11 protein-coding genes are annotated in these 13,766 nt (G+C 53.8%); 4 read left to right on the top strand and 7 right to left on the bottom strand.

All coding sequences use genetic code 11. The features are described from left to right. Positions 1-10 precede the first annotated feature (10 nt). The 6 genes from mglA to ACIPDS_RS09530 all read right to left on the bottom strand — a co-directional run bounded on the left by mglA (position 11) and on the right by ACIPDS_RS09530 (position 7,170). Complete coding sequence (mglA, locus tag ACIPDS_RS09555; protein ID WP_400734954.1) at positions 11-1,531, bottom strand: galactose/methyl galactoside ABC transporter ATP-binding protein MglA; 1,521 nt, start codon at positions 1,529-1,531, stop codon at positions 11-13. Positions 1,532-1,605: 74 nt separating this feature from the next. Then, positions 1,606-2,604 (bottom strand): galactose/glucose ABC transporter substrate-binding protein MglB, encoded by a 999-nt coding sequence (gene mglB, locus ACIPDS_RS09550; RefSeq protein ID WP_166513336.1) that lies wholly within the window; start codon positions 2,602-2,604, stop codon positions 1,606-1,608. Between the two features lie 273 nt (positions 2,605-2,877). Then, positions 2,878-3,918 (bottom strand): HTH-type transcriptional regulator GalS, encoded by a 1,041-nt coding sequence (galS, locus tag ACIPDS_RS09545; RefSeq protein ID WP_400734952.1) that lies wholly within the window; start codon positions 3,916-3,918, stop codon positions 2,878-2,880. A gap of 156 nt (positions 3,919-4,074) precedes the next feature. Further along, complete coding sequence (gene yeiB / locus ACIPDS_RS09540; RefSeq protein ID WP_400734950.1) at positions 4,075-5,232, bottom strand: DUF418 domain-containing protein YeiB; 1,158 nt, start codon at positions 5,230-5,232, stop codon at positions 4,075-4,077. 21 nt (positions 5,233-5,253) lie between these two features. Then, positions 5,254-5,922, bottom strand: a complete 669-nt coding sequence (folE, locus tag ACIPDS_RS09535; protein ID WP_166513333.1) for a GTP cyclohydrolase I FolE — start codon at positions 5,920-5,922, stop codon at positions 5,254-5,256. Positions 5,923-6,036: 114 nt separating this feature from the next. Then, positions 6,037-7,170: a YbfB/YjiJ family MFS transporter gene (locus ACIPDS_RS09530; RefSeq protein ID WP_400734948.1), complete on the bottom strand. Its 1,134-nt coding sequence runs from the start codon at positions 7,168-7,170 to the stop codon at positions 6,037-6,039. Between the two features lie 137 nt (positions 7,171-7,307). On the opposite strand from ACIPDS_RS09530, the gene fghA reads away from it, so the two are divergent. After that, on the top strand, positions 7,308-8,144 hold the full coding sequence (gene fghA / locus ACIPDS_RS09525; RefSeq protein ID WP_400734946.1) for an S-formylglutathione hydrolase: 837 nt from the start codon (positions 7,308-7,310) through the stop codon (positions 8,142-8,144). Positions 8,145-8,230: 86 nt separating this feature from the next. Here the strand turns inward: fghA and ACIPDS_RS09520 are convergent, their stop codons facing one another. After that, on the bottom strand, positions 8,231-9,109 hold the full coding sequence (locus tag ACIPDS_RS09520; protein ID WP_400734944.1) for a helix-turn-helix domain-containing protein: 879 nt from the start codon (positions 9,107-9,109) through the stop codon (positions 8,231-8,233). 181 nt (positions 9,110-9,290) lie between these two features. Between ACIPDS_RS09520 and ACIPDS_RS09515 the strand changes: the two genes are divergently transcribed. From ACIPDS_RS09515 to ACIPDS_RS09505, 3 genes are read left to right on the top strand one after another with little or no spacing between them, the layout of a single operon-like run. Next, positions 9,291-11,069 carry a DUF2264 domain-containing protein gene (locus ACIPDS_RS09515; protein WP_400734942.1) on the top strand — a complete coding sequence of 593 codons (1,779 nt, stop codon included), beginning with the start codon at positions 9,291-9,293 and terminating at the stop codon, positions 11,067-11,069. A 31-nt stretch (positions 11,070-11,100) separates the two neighbouring features. Then, positions 11,101-12,366, top strand: a complete 1,266-nt coding sequence (locus ACIPDS_RS09510) for an oligosaccharide MFS transporter (RefSeq protein ID WP_400734940.1) — start codon at positions 11,101-11,103, stop codon at positions 12,364-12,366. After that, positions 12,350-13,576, top strand: a complete 1,227-nt coding sequence (locus ACIPDS_RS09505) for a glycoside hydrolase family 88 protein (protein ID WP_400734938.1) — start codon at positions 12,350-12,352, stop codon at positions 13,574-13,576. The genes ACIPDS_RS09510 and ACIPDS_RS09505 overlap by 17 nt, the downstream gene beginning before the upstream one ends. Positions 13,577-13,766 lie beyond the last annotated feature (190 nt).

Here is a 13,766-nt window from a genome sequence, read left to right as displayed (position 1 = left end):
GCCCCTGCGATTAAAGATGCAATGACGCAAGACGGAGAATTTCGTTTTGCGTTGTTGTTTTTGTTTCGACAATCCCGGCGACCATGCCATTACTCATGACAAGGATGCGGTCAGTAATTCCCAGCAGCTCAGGCATTTCTGAGGAAATAATAATTATCCCTTTATCTTTCTTCGCCAGTTCAGCAATTAATTGATAAATTTCAAATTTCGCCCCAACGTCAATACCGCGCGTAGGTTCATCGAGCATGAGAATTTCCGGCTGGGTTAACAGCCAGCGACCGATAATGACCTTCTGCTGGTTACCACCCGATAAGGAACCAATCTGCGTGTGGTGCCCGGGCGTTTTCACGCGCATAGAATCAATAACCCATTGGGTATCGCTCTTCATGCGGGAAGTATCCAGCAGGCCGACTTTATTTTTATAATTCTTAATATTGGAAATTAATGAGTTAAAACCAATATCAAGATAGGCATAGATCCCGGTCGAACGACGTTCTTCGGTCACCAGCGCAAAGCCGTTGTTAATGGCTTCATTGGCGCTGTGGTTATTAATTTTCTTACCGTGCAGGGTGATGGTTCCGCCAGATTTCTCACGCACGCCAAACAGCGTCTCAACAATATCGGTGCGTTTAGCCCCCACCAGCCCGGCAATGCCGAGAATTTCGCCTTTACGCAGCTGGAATGACACGTCGCGAATGGATGGCTGGCGTAGCGAGGTCAGATGCTGCACGTCGAGAATAACTTCCCCCGGCGTGTTCTGTTTGTCCGGGAAACGCTGATTCAACGAACGCCCCACCATCATGGCGATGATCTTATCCATATCCAGCCCTTCCAGCGGCTGGGTGGCGATCCACTGACCATCGCGCAGGACGGTGATTTCATCGCACAGCTGGAAAATCTCTTCCATTTTGTGCGAGATATAAACAATGCCACAGCCACGCTCTTTGAGCTTACGGATAATGGTGAACAGGTGGTTCACCTCTTTTTCCGTCAGTGATGACGTAGGCTCATCCATAATCACGATTTTCGCGTTATAGGAGAAGGCCTTGGCAATTTCTATCATCTGCATTTGCGATACCGATAACGTCCCGACGCGGGCACGCGGATCGATATCAATATCCAGCTCATCAAAGATAGCTTTGGTATCGCGATACATTTTATCCTGATCGACAAACATACCTTTGGTGGGATAACGCCCCAGCCACATGTTGTCCATCACGGAACGTTGTAATACGAGGTTCAGTTCCTGGTGAACCATTGAAATACCATTTTCCAGCGCTTCTTTGGCTGAATGGAAATCAATTTCTTTACCCTGAAATAAAATACTGCCGGAATCTTTTTGGTAGATCCCAAATAGACATTTTAATAATGTTGATTTGCCCGCACCGTTCTCCCCCATTAATGCATGGATAGAGTGCGGACGAACTTTCAGGTTAACATTATCGAGTGCTTTTACGCCGGGAAATGACTTGTTGATCTGGCTCATTTCCAACAAGAATTCACCAGACGGCTCGCTATTATTGTGGTCCATATATGTACCTGGCTGCGATATTTCTGCGTCAGTATTTATAGGGCGCACAGGCGCACGCCCTATATATTTAAAGATTACTTACCGGTGAATTCGCTAAGGTTGTCTTTATCTACGCCCACGTAAGGTACGCGGACGATTTTGTTTTCGATTTTCCAGTTAGTGCCGTCGGCCGCACCTTTGCCCTCTGCGAGGTTTTTCGCCAGATCGAAGGTCGCTTTCGCCTGGTTGTTCGCATCGTTTAGCACGGTACCGGCCATCGCACCGGATTTCACCAGCGCCAGCGCTTCTGGCAGGGCATCAACGCCGAATACTGGGATGGAAGATTTGTTGTGTGCTTTCAGCGCTTCTACCGCGCCCATTGCCATCGCATCGTTGTTGGCGATAACGACTTCAATTTTGTTAGCGTTAGGGCCTGAGAGCCATGCGTCCATCTTGTCTTTAGCCTGTGCGGTATCCCACATCGCGGTATCAAGCGCCAGTTGCTGAGTTTTCAGCCCCTTGGCGTTCAGTTCCTTGATAACGTAAGTGGTACGTGCTTCAGCATCCGGGTGGCCCGGCTCGCCTTTCAGCAGCACGAACTGTACCTGACCGTCTTTGTTCAGATCCCAGTTCGGGTTAGCGGCCCAATGTTTAGCAATCAGATCGCCCTGAATAATGCCGGACTCTTTAGAGTCGGTGCCGACGTAGAAAGCTTTATCGTAGCTATCCAGCGCCTTACGAGAAGGTTCTTTGTTGAAGAAGACAATCGGCACGTTCTGGCCGCGCGCTTTGTCAATCACCGTACCCGCTGCCGCTGGGTCAACCAGGTTAATCGCCAGCGCTTTCACGCCTTTTGCCAGCAGCACGTCAATCTGATCGTTTTGCTTGGACTGGTCATTCTGCGAGTCATTCATCAGCAGCTGAACGTCCGGCGCGGATTTACCGTCTTTTTCGATAGCCTTGCGCACAACGGACATAAAGTTATCGTCATATTTATAGATCGTCACACCAATACGGGTATCGGCAGCATGCGCTGTTGCACCGAAAAAGAGGCTGGCCATCAGGGCAGACAGGGTTAACACCTTCTTATTCATGGTATCTCCGGTTTTATTATGCAGGGTAGTTCAGATGATAATAATCGGCGGGTAGCGTTAAAAAATTGTTACCGCACGACGAAATTCACTGATGAAAATTTGTTCTTCCGTGTTGAGTAACGATCCAGGTTACGCTTTAATCTGTGTTTAACGGCCTGAAACGTTATAAAAAGTGATTAATCACCGTTACATCATGTTTCAAGCTGATAAACGCAGCCATCATAGCCATCGTAATGTTAACAATCTGTGAATTTACTCACAGATTGAAAACGGTTACATAGGATTAACAGTTTGGTTCGTGATGGGATGCACAAATTGCCGCTGCGCGACGGAGTGACGGCGCACCAGGGTTGGCATAAAACAATGAGTGGCGTCACCATCAAGCTTGCCAGCGGCGCCCAGTAATGCGAGTTCTGTCGCCTGTTTTGCCATAGAAACAATGGGATAGCGGATGGTGGTTAATTGCGGATCGGTATAGCGGGCGATAGGAATATCATCAAAGCCTATCACTGAAACCTGCTGCGGCACGGCAATGCCATTGTCTTTCAACGCACTGAGCGCCCCGGCGGCCATATTATCGTTGTAGGCGAATACGGCCGTCAGACCAGCGTTGCGACCCAATAGCTCCACCATGGCGGTTTCGCCCCCCGGCATATCCGGTGAACCCGTGCCCACCCAGCTATCCTGCGCCACGATCCCCTGCTCTTGTAACGCGCGCACCCACCCTTCCCGACGCAAATCGTCATCTTCAATATTGTGGCTTGAAGCAAGATAGCCAATGCGCTGATGCCCGTGATTGAGCAACATACGCGTGCCTATCAATGCCCCGCTGACGTTATCCAGGCAAACGCAGCGATGCGCGTAGCCTGGAACAAGACGGTTGATTAACACCATGCCCGGCATGTGCGCCATAAACTCGCTGAGTTCGCGGTCGCTGAGCGCTTTTGAATGGACGATAAGCGCGCTACATCGCTGGCGGATCAGTACCTCAATGGCGTGACGCTCTTTTTCCGCTTCGTGGTAACTGTTGCCGATGAGGACATATTTTTGATGCTGCTGTGCCACCATATCGACGGCTTTCACCAGCGCACCGAAAAAGGCGTCGGAGACGTCCATCACCACCACACCAATGGTGTCGCTGACCTGCGTTGCCAGCGCCTGCGCGTTAGCATTGGGGCGATATCCTAAAGACGAAACGGCTTTCATCACCGTGTCACGGGTGTCCTGACTTACCAACGCGCTGTTGTTGAGCACGCGGGAAACGGTGGCAACGGAAACGCCTGCCTGGCGTGCGACATCACGAATGGTGATCATACACACCGTCCGATTGAGAATTGCTGCAGTTCACCTTACACCCCCAAAGTCTGGCAAGAGCGCTATTCTGGCAGCGTCAATGTCGCAACTACGTGAGAGAGGTCACAGGGCTGGAAACGGTTACATCCGTTTTGTTAACTGTTGTGATCTAGATCGTTATCTAAATGTATTGCGAAATGATATCCCTGACGCCCGTGCGGTCAATTGCCGCCACAGCCACTCCACCGGCCCCTGGCGGAATTGGCGCAACCACAGTACGGAGAAAATGAGGTTGATAAGCCATACCGGAACCACAAACGCCAGCAACGTCAGACGATCAAATGCCATAAACAGGCCGAAATGATAGAACAGCGTGGTGCAGATGAGGGTTTGTAACAGATAGTTGGTGAGCGCCATGCGTCCCACGCAGACCACCGCTGCCGCCAGACGGGAGCGGCTGATTTGCGGCCAGAAGCCGTAGGCCAATGCAGCATAGCCCAGCGTTTGAATGGGCGCACTGATTTCACGCGGTGCCTGGAGCAGAAACGCGCACCAGCGATAGTCCCAATTGAGCTGCCACTGGGCAATAATCGCTGGCAGGTTTATCAGCATGCCCAGCGGGATACATATCGCGGCGCAGCGCCGATAGTGGCGCAGACTAAACTGGCCTTTTAGCCAACCGCAGCGCATCAGTGCACCACCGATCAACATCATTCCCGCAAGCTGCCAGCCATATTGCGCCCCTAACGCCAGCAAATTTGCCGACAGCATGTCGGTACGATTGCTGATAGCTTCCATACCACCGTTGAGCTTCCAGTAGTGCTCATACATCAAGGTGGAGGCGTCAGGCACCCACGCGCGGCTTTGGCCGGTATCGGCAATCAGCCCTAATAAAATCAGTACGCCGACGCCTACCGCATACAGCAGCACGCCGGTATTAAAGAGGGATTTGACGTCGTGCGCCTCACGCACCAGCCGCCAGCACACCAGCCCGACCAGCGCGTAAGCCAGCAGAATATCACCGTCCCAGAACAGCAGCCCATGAATGAACCCGAGCAGCGCCAGCAGCGTCAAACGACTTTGGATCCACCGCGTGCCGCGCGGCAGCAAGAGCTGTAGACCGGCACCAAACAGCAATGCAAAAAGAGTGAGGAATTTGACCTGCGCGAATAGGTCAAGAACGGCCCACGTCCAGGCATCGCGGGAGGTTATCTCGCCGTACCAGGCCGGGTTAAGATAGGCGGCCTTCGGCAAGCCGAAGGCGCTGATATTGAGCAGCAGGATACCGAGTATGGCTACGCCACGAATGAAATCCAGCGTGACGTTCCGCCCCATATCCCCTGCTCCATTATCGTATTAGTTGTGGTGACGCACCGCGCGCAAGAACTCCTGGCGGGTATTCTGGCTGGACTTGAACAGGCCACCCAGCGATGTGGTGGTTGTCGCACTGGTGGCATCGCGAATGCCGCGCGCCTTCACGCAGTAGTGCACCGCGTCAATAGAGACCGCGACATTGTTGGTTCCCAGCAGCGTTTGCAGTGCCGTCAGGATCTGCTGCGTCAAACGCTCCTGCACCTGCGGGCGCTGGGCGAAAAACTGCACGATGCGGTTGATTTTGGACAGGCCAATCACCGAATCTTTGGGAATGTAGGCCACGGTCGCTTTACCGTCGATGGTAACAAAATGGTGCTCGCAGGTGCTGGTTAAGGTGATATCACGCACCGTCACCATCTCGTCGACCTTCATTTTGTTTTCGATAACGGTAATTTTGGGGAAATTGGCGTAATCGAGACCGGAGAAAATTTCATCCACATACATTTTGGCAATGCGATGCGGTGTTTCCATCAGGCTGTCATCACTCAAATCGAGATTCAGCAGCTGCATGATCTCAGTCATATGACCAGAAATCAGGCGCTTGCGGGTTTCGTTATCCATTTCGCGCACCGGCGGGCGCAGCGGCGTCTCGAGGCCACGGGCGACGAGCGCTTCATGTACCAGTACCGCTTCTTTACTCAGTGATGACATTATTTCTTCTCCTGCAGGTGTGGCGCTTTGCTTATGGGGGCAAAGTTTGTCCTCATTGTGCGTGAGGCGACGCACAGAATCCAGTATTCGTAGTGATAATTATTGCAATCGTTATTATCTGTCAGGCCGAGGTCGCCAGACCAGCGCCCCGCCAATCAGCAGCGCAACGGCAGCAATCCCCAGCGCCGGTTCAAGACGTTCGGTTAGCCACGTTGACAGCGCCGAGGTCATTGGCCCGACCAATTGTCCAACCGCATAGCCGGTGGTCAGCAATCCCGCCATATAGCGCGCATGGTTTGGCGCCAGCTCACGGCCGTAGAGCAGTGAGAGTTGAACCGCCGCGAGAAAGCCACCTCCCACCAGCAGCGCACCGCATACCAGCCCGCTCATCCCCGGTAGTAGCCAGGCCGCCAGCACGCCAATACCCTGAAGCCACAGCACAATCGCCAGGCGCTGATAAGAGTGCCCTACCCCACGCAAAGCAATGCTTAGCGCGATACCGGTCGCCCCGGCGAGCCCGAAAATCGGCCAGATAAACTGGGCAAACAGGCTGTCGGGAAAACGCTGACTCGCCATTTGCGATAAAAAAGTGGCGGGCAGAATGTAGCCAAATCCCGCCAGGCTATAGCTCCATACCAGGCGGCGTAAATTGCGGGTCAATGTCAGCGGCTTCGGCTGTTCGCCGCTGCGGTGAAGCTCGCCCGGCCGCGGCAGCCAGCGGCCAATCATCACCACCAGCAGTAACGCCAGTACGCCATACAGCTGCCAGCCCGCAGCGGCACTTAGCGATTGCGCATGGATGAAAACGCCCAACAACCCGCTAAGCGCAATGCCCGCGCCCGGCCCGGCGAAAACTGCCGCGCTAAGTCCGGGCCTGGCGTAATGCGCCAGCCGTTCGTTCACCCATGCCGCAGTTAAGACCATCGCCCAGCCGCTCATGCAGCCAATCACCAAGCGCAGCGCGCCGTGCAGCCATGCGTTATCCGCAATGGCCGAGAGAAAAGTCAGCGCCACGGCACCGATAATCCCCAGATAGAGACGTGCTTCAACGCCGCGACGTGTTCGCATCGCGTCCCAGGCGCCAATCAGGTAGCCCAGATAGTTGAGCGCGGCCACAAGACCCGCGCTGGTAAGCGTCAGCTGCCCCTCGGCTATCATCAGTGGCACCTGGGGGGTAAAAGCAAAGCGGCCAATCCCCATTGTGGCAACCAGCACCAGGAAACCGCTTAGCGCAATGCGTACCGGCATAAAGCCTCAAATGTAAATGTAAAGTTATCTTTATGATGCAACATGTGATGAGTATGCGGAAGTGAAAGTTACTCACCGTGGATGAATTATCTGTATGATGGGACTATTAATTCTGACAAAAAACGCGAGGATCACGCATGGAAATGCTCGAAGAGCACCGCTGTTATGGCGGCTGGCAGCAGCGCTGGCAGCACCATTCCACCACGCTAAATTGCCCGATGACCTTTAGCCTTTTTTTACCGCCAGACGGTAAAACCAATCCGCCACCGGTGCTGTTCTGGCTCTCCGGGCTGACCTGTAATGATGAGAATTTCACCACCAAAGCCGGTGCCCAGCGGGTGGCCGCAGAGCTTGGAATTGTGCTGGTGATGCCGGATACCAGCCCGCGCGGTGAAGACGTCGCCAACGATACCGGATACGACTTAGGCCAGGGCGCCAGTTTTTATCTCAACGCCAGCGAATCACCGTGGTCGGCGCATTTTCGCATGTATGACTATCTGCGCGATGAACTTCCGGCGCTGATTCAATCCCAATTCAACGTCAGCCCACGTTGTGCCATCAGCGGCCATTCGATGGGCGGCCACGGCGCGCTGATGCTGGCGCTGAAGAATCCGGGCAAATATTGCAGCGCGTCGGCGTTTGCGCCCATCGTCAATCCGGCGAGCGTACCGTGGGGGCAGAAAGCGTTTACGGCGTATCTTGGTGAAGATAAGGCGCGCTGGGCCGAGTGGGACAGCACCGAACTGCTCCGCGCCAGCCATCACGCGGACGCCATCCCGATGCTGATTGACCAGGGCGATAACGATCAGTTCCTCGCCGACCAGCTACAACCGGCGGTATTCGCTGAAACGGCACGGCAGAAAGACTGGCCGCTGACGTTGCGCATTCAGCCGGGTTACGATCACAGCTATTACTTTATTGCCTCGTTTATTGAGGATCATTTGCGCTTCCACGCCGAACATTTGTTGAAGTAGAACCCGGTGTAGCCCGGACGAGGCGTAGCCGACTCCGGGATGAGCGCGGTTTTCCCCGGAGTCGGCTACGCCTCGTCCGGGCTACATCATTGTGATTCTGGCAATAGGTAGCGAAACGCCTTGCGGTACTGCAACGGCGTTTTGCCCATGTTTTTGCGAAAACAGGTGATAAACCACGCGTACTCGGTAAAGCCCACTCGTTCGGCAATCTCCCGCACCGAATACGGGGAATGCAACAGCAGTTCACAGGCCTGGCGAATCCGCCGCATCATCAAATATTCCTGAATCGTCCCGCCGGTTTCATCGTGAAAGCGGCGCGAAGTATGGCCGCGCGAGCAGCCCATCACCCCAGCGATATCCTCCAGCGAACAGCGCTCATGATAGTGATTTTCCAGCCAGCGAATAATGGTCGAGGAAAAGGTATTATGCCCCGTCGCCTGCTCCTGCTGTGGTAACAGACTGATGAGCTGCATAATCAAAAAGGCGCTGTCGCTGATGCTCCAGCTTTCCTCATGCGTTATCGCTTCAAAACGCTGTAACAACGTTTCAATCACCGGTTGCAGATCGCCAACATCAAACACCCGCGCCTTTTCTCCTCGCCCACATAGCTGGCGCAGCAGCATTTGTTGACGCGGAAAATCACGCAGCCACGGCTCCAACAGCGACGCATTAAAGTGCAGCGTGGTTCGGTGATAGACGTTACGTTCGTCCTGCTCAACGTAGACTTTATGCAGCTTGCCGGGCGGAAAAATAAATAGCCGCCCCGGCTTCACCGTATATTGCTGATGCTCCATCAGCGCAATGCCCACGCCGCGAGAGACAAAAAGAATTTCCGCACACGGATGCCAGTGGTAATAGTTGGCGGGCATATTCTGCATTCGGTTGAAATAGATAGCCTTATCATTGAGATGGATTTGCTCAAGATAAGTGGTGTCTTCCGTGCGCACCGGGGGTGTCATGACCATAACCTCTCATGTGAATAAACTTAAACTTTCATCACCGGAATAAAACTTTCAGCCTAAATTACGCCATAAAATTAATTTTAATTATCACCGATCGGTAAAAGTAAGAGCACTATCACATTTGTCGACCGCCGCAACTTCCTATTATTCGACCGCCATCAACGGTCTGAAACGGGATTTCATTATGCGGACAAAACAACAATACGGTGCCTTAGTCGAGCAATGGATAGCGGCAGCCTTACCGCGCTTATCGTCCGATTGCACACGGCTGCACGCAGGTGATACCGCCGCGCAGTACTCGGATGATGTTGCCGGTATGGAAGGCTTTATTCGCCTGCTGTGGGGGCTGTTTCCGCTGATGAGCGGCGGCGTAACGCCGGTCTGGCAAGAGACTTTTTTGACCGGGATCCGCCACGGCTGCAATCCCCAGCATCCGGGCTACTGGGGCGACGTGGGTGATAACGATCAGCGCTGCGTGGAAATGGCAGCATTCGGCCTCGGACTGGCGCTTCATTCTCCGCTGTGGTCGCAGCTTACGCACAGCGAGCAGGACAATCTCGTCAGCTGGCTGTCGCAAAGCGCCGACGTCAGCGTCCCGGATAATAACTGGCACTTCTTCCCGGTGCTTATTCAGGTCGGACTTAAATGCGTGGGTCGCGAGTACGATATGGCGGTGATCGATCGTCATCTCGATGCCATTGAGCCCTTCTGGCTCGGCAACGGCTGGTACTGCGATGGCAAAGGTAAGCCGCGCGATTATTACATCTCCAGCGGATTTCACTTCTACAGTCTGCTGTATAGCCACTTTATGCAGGATGTCGATCCGAAACGCTGCCTGCGCTACCGCCAGCGCGCACAGCAGTTTGCTCACGATTATCTCTACTATTTTACCGCCGACGGCGAGGGGATCCCGTTTGGTCGCAGCCTGACCTACCGCTTTGTGCAGGTCGCCTTCTGGAGCGCGGTCGCCTTTACCGGGCTGGATGTTCTGACGCCGGGCATCGTTAAAGGGCTTATTCTGCGCCACCTCGATAACTGGCAAAAACAGCCGTTTATCACCGCCGATGGGCTGTTTTCCATCGGTTACGCCTATCCGAATTTGATTATGGCGGAGGATTACAACAGCCCCGGTTCTCCCTACTGGGGACTCAAGGCAATGCTCATTCTGGCGCTGCCGGACGACAGTGCATTCTGGCAGGCCGAGTGTGAGCCGCTGCCCGAGCTTGCAGACATCCATCCCATCCCTGAAGCGGGACAGATCATCGTTCACAGCAACGATAACCATCACGCCTGGATGGTGATGTCCGGTCAGTTTGATAAGAATAATTTTGTTAACTTTGAGCAAAAGTACTGCAAGTTCGCCTACTCCAGCCGGTTTGGTTTTACCCTCGAACGCGGTCGCTATGGGCTAGCCCACGCCGCCGTCGACTCCATGTTGCTGTTTTGCAAGGGGGACGATTACTACCGGGGCCGTCGCGAATGCGACAGCGTTGCAGTCGACCATAACTGGGTACGCAGCGACTGGCGTCCGTGGGCAGAGGTTCTGGTCACCAGCTGGCTGATTCCGGTGGAAAATGGGCATGTTCGCGTCCATCGCGTGGTCACGCCGTATGCCCTCTCGTGCGTGGAAGGGGGGTTCGCGGCGAATCATCACCAGCAGACGCGCCTGATGCAGGACGCCATGACCGTCACTGTTGAAACCTCAAGCGACTACAGCCGCATCGTCAACCTCGGCGGCGAACGGCAGACGCTCACCGTCACCACGCCGCCCAACAGCAACCTGCTGTATGCCGCACCGGCCATTATTCCTTGCCTGTCCGCCCAGATGGAGGCTGGCACGCACTGGCTGGCCTGCTTTGTCAGCGCCGATCCGGGAAGCGTGCCCGCGATGCCGGAACGGCTGATTTTCGATGTCCCTACCCAGCAACTCACGGTGAACGAACAATCGCTCACCCTGGTATAACCCTGACCTCTGATTGACGGCGGAGACCGCAATGACAACAACAATTCAATCAACTCGCTCGGCTTATATAAAATTAAGTCTCTTTGTTTTCCTGTTTACGTTTACCTGGGCGGCAAGCTTCGGCCTGTACGCCATCTGGCTTGGCGATAAAGCCGGGCTGGATGCGGTGGATATCGGCACCGTGTTCGCGGTAAACGGCGTTTTCGCGGTGGTGATTAAGCCGGTGTACGGCTACATCATGGACAAAATCGGCATGAAGAAACATCTGCTCTATTTTGTCTGCATCATCTCGGCGCTGATGGCGCCCTTCTATATCTGGATTTATCTGCCGTTACTGCAAACGCATTTCATCATCGGCATGATCGTCGGCGCGCTGTTCTTTAGCCTCGGCTGGTACGCGGGCGTGGCGGCTGAAGAGTCTTACGTCGATCGTTTTAGCCGCTTGTACAATATGGAGTTTGGTCGCATCCGTATGTGGGCGGCGCTGGGCTGGGCCACCGCCTCGTCGTTCTCCGGTTTTCTGTATAATATTTCACCGAAGATTAACTTTGCTATCAGTAGCGTATCGGCGCTGTGTATGTTTGCCGTATTGCTGACGCTAAAAGTCGACCATTTCGGTAAAGAGGACAATAACGTTTTATCGAAAGACAAAATTGTTATTACCGATGTTTTAAACCTGCTCGCTAACCGCAAATTCTGGATGTTCTCGCTGTATATCGCAGGCGTGGCATGGATGATGTTTATTGCCGAGCAGCAGTTCTCACGTTATTTCGTCACCTTTTTTACCACTAAAGAAGAAGGTAACGCGATGTTCGGCTATATGAGCACCGCGCAATCCGCTGCCGAATTCTTCGGGATGATGCTGGTGCCCACCATTATTAACCGCATTGGCGCAAAGCAGGGAATGTTATTAACCGGTCTGGTTATCAGCCTGCGGTTAATTATTTCCGGCCTCACCAGCGACCCGCTGATTATTTGCCTGGTCAAACCGCTGTACGGTATTGAGATCGCGCTGATTCTGGTGTCGGTATTCAAATATATCGCTGAGCATTTCGATAAACGCGTTAACGCCACCATGTATCTGCTGGGCTATCAGGCGATGATTTATGTCGGTTCAATTGTGGTCGCGCCACCTGCGGGCTACGCCTACCAGACCATTGGCTTTGAACATACCTATCTGATTATGGGGATTATTGCACTGGTCTTTACCGGCGTGTCTGCCCTCACCTTATCGACCTGCTACGGGCATAAAAAAAGTGTCGTAGGCCAGGAAATTAATCATGAAGCGCTTAATTAAACGGGAATATCACCGCATGACGTCTGAAAATATTAAAAAAGAATCGCTGGTCTTACAGACTCTTCAACCGGGCGAACGTGAAGAAATCGGCCGAAAAATTCGCGGCATAATGCCCACGTTATTAAAAGCGATTGATGCCAACGCCGACTATTTTGGCCAGCGTTTCCCGGACGCGTCCTGTAAAAATGGGCGCTATCCGGTGATTGATAATATCGAATGGACCACCAGTTTCTGGACCGGCCAGCTGTGGCTGGCCTACGAATGGACCGGAGAGGCGCAGTATCAGACGCTGGCGAATCAGCATATTCACTCGTTCGCTCAACGTATTATCAATCGCGACCACACGAATCATCATGATCTGGGTTTTCTCTACAGTCTGTCCTGCGTGGCGGGCGAACGCCTGACCGGCAACCGCGAGGCGGGTTATATCGCCCTGCTCGCCGCTGAAGCGTTAATGGAGCGTTATAACGAGAAAGCCGGGATTATTCAGGCATGGGGGGAGCTGGATAACCCCGAACAGCAGGGCCGGATGATTATCGACTGCAATATGAACTTGCCGTTGTTGTATCAGGCAAGCGTATACAGCGGCAATCCGCGCTATGCGGCAGCGGCTAGACAGCATATTGAGCAGGCGCGCCGTTATATTGTGCGTGAGGATGGTTCCACCTTCCATACCTGGTATATGGATGTGGAGACCGGCGAGCCGCGCTTTGGCAATACGCATCAGGGATTCTCCGATGATTCATGCTGGGCGCGAGGTCAGGCGTGGGGGATTTACGGCTTCCTGCTGAACTATTTGCATACCGGTGATGAGCGCTTGCTGGCATTGAGCCAGACGCTGGCAAACTATTATCTTAATCGCTTGCCGGAGGATCTGATTTGCTATTGGGATCTGGCGCTGACCGACCCTAACAGCGAACGCGATAGCAGCGCCGCGGCAATTGTCGCCTGCGCCCTGCTGGAGCTGATTAAGCATTTGCCCGTGACGCATCCCGATAGAGAAAGTTACGAGACGCTGGCCCTGCGGATGATTGGCAATATGATTGATGGCTACGTGAATCGTGAACATTCGGGCGGCCAGGGGTTACTGGAACATTCGGTATATTATTTCAAAGGCGATATTGGGGTGAACGAGTGCTGTAGCTGGGGGGATTATTTCCTGATGGAAGCCATCACCCGCGCGACGCAAAACTGGCGTAGCTATTGGTAACATTCCCGGCGGCGCTGCGCTTGGCCGGGCTACGGTTGGGGCTGATTGTTGCTGGTGCGAGGTGTGGGGATGTTGGGGTGGTTCGGTGGGTGTCCCGGCGGCGCTGCGCTTGGCCGGGCTACGGGTGGGCTGATTGTTGCTGGGCGAGGTGTGGGGATGTTGGGGTGGTTCGGTGGGTGTCCCGGCGGCG

This window comes from Kluyvera sp. NPDC087067 (assembly GCF_044745165.1).
Classification (GTDB): domain Bacteria; phylum Pseudomonadota; class Gammaproteobacteria; order Enterobacterales; family Enterobacteriaceae; genus Kluyvera.
The sequence above is the reverse complement of the archived record's forward strand: the minus strand, read 5'-3'. Positions and strand labels throughout refer to the sequence as shown.

Bases quoted from the DNA above. Each gene is read 5' to 3' on its own strand.
- mglA (WP_400734954.1), bottom strand. From the start codon at position 1,531: ATGGACCACAATAATAGCGAGCCGTCTGGTGAATTCTTGTTGGAAATG.
- mglB (WP_166513336.1), bottom strand. From the start codon at position 2,604: ATGAATAAGAAGGTGTTAACCCTGTCTGCCCTGATGGCCAGCCTCTTT.
- galS (WP_400734952.1), bottom strand. From the start codon at position 3,918: ATGATCACCATTCGTGATGTCGCACGCCAGGCAGGCGTTTCCGTTGCC.
- yeiB (WP_400734950.1), bottom strand. From the start codon at position 5,232: ATGGGGCGGAACGTCACGCTGGATTTCATTCGTGGCGTAGCCATACTC.
- folE (WP_166513333.1), bottom strand. From the start codon at position 5,922: ATGTCATCACTGAGTAAAGAAGCGGTACTGGTACATGAAGCGCTCGTC.
- ACIPDS_RS09530 (WP_400734948.1), bottom strand. From the start codon at position 7,170: ATGCCGGTACGCATTGCGCTAAGCGGTTTCCTGGTGCTGGTTGCCACA.
- fghA (WP_400734946.1), top strand. From the start codon at position 7,308: ATGGAAATGCTCGAAGAGCACCGCTGTTATGGCGGCTGGCAGCAGCGC.
- ACIPDS_RS09520 (WP_400734944.1), bottom strand. From the start codon at position 9,109: ATGGTCATGACACCCCCGGTGCGCACGGAAGACACCACTTATCTTGAG.
- ACIPDS_RS09515 (WP_400734942.1), top strand. From the start codon at position 9,291: ATGCGGACAAAACAACAATACGGTGCCTTAGTCGAGCAATGGATAGCG.
- ACIPDS_RS09510 (WP_400734940.1), top strand. From the start codon at position 11,101: ATGACAACAACAATTCAATCAACTCGCTCGGCTTATATAAAATTAAGT.
- ACIPDS_RS09505 (WP_400734938.1), top strand. From the start codon at position 12,350: ATGAAGCGCTTAATTAAACGGGAATATCACCGCATGACGTCTGAAAAT.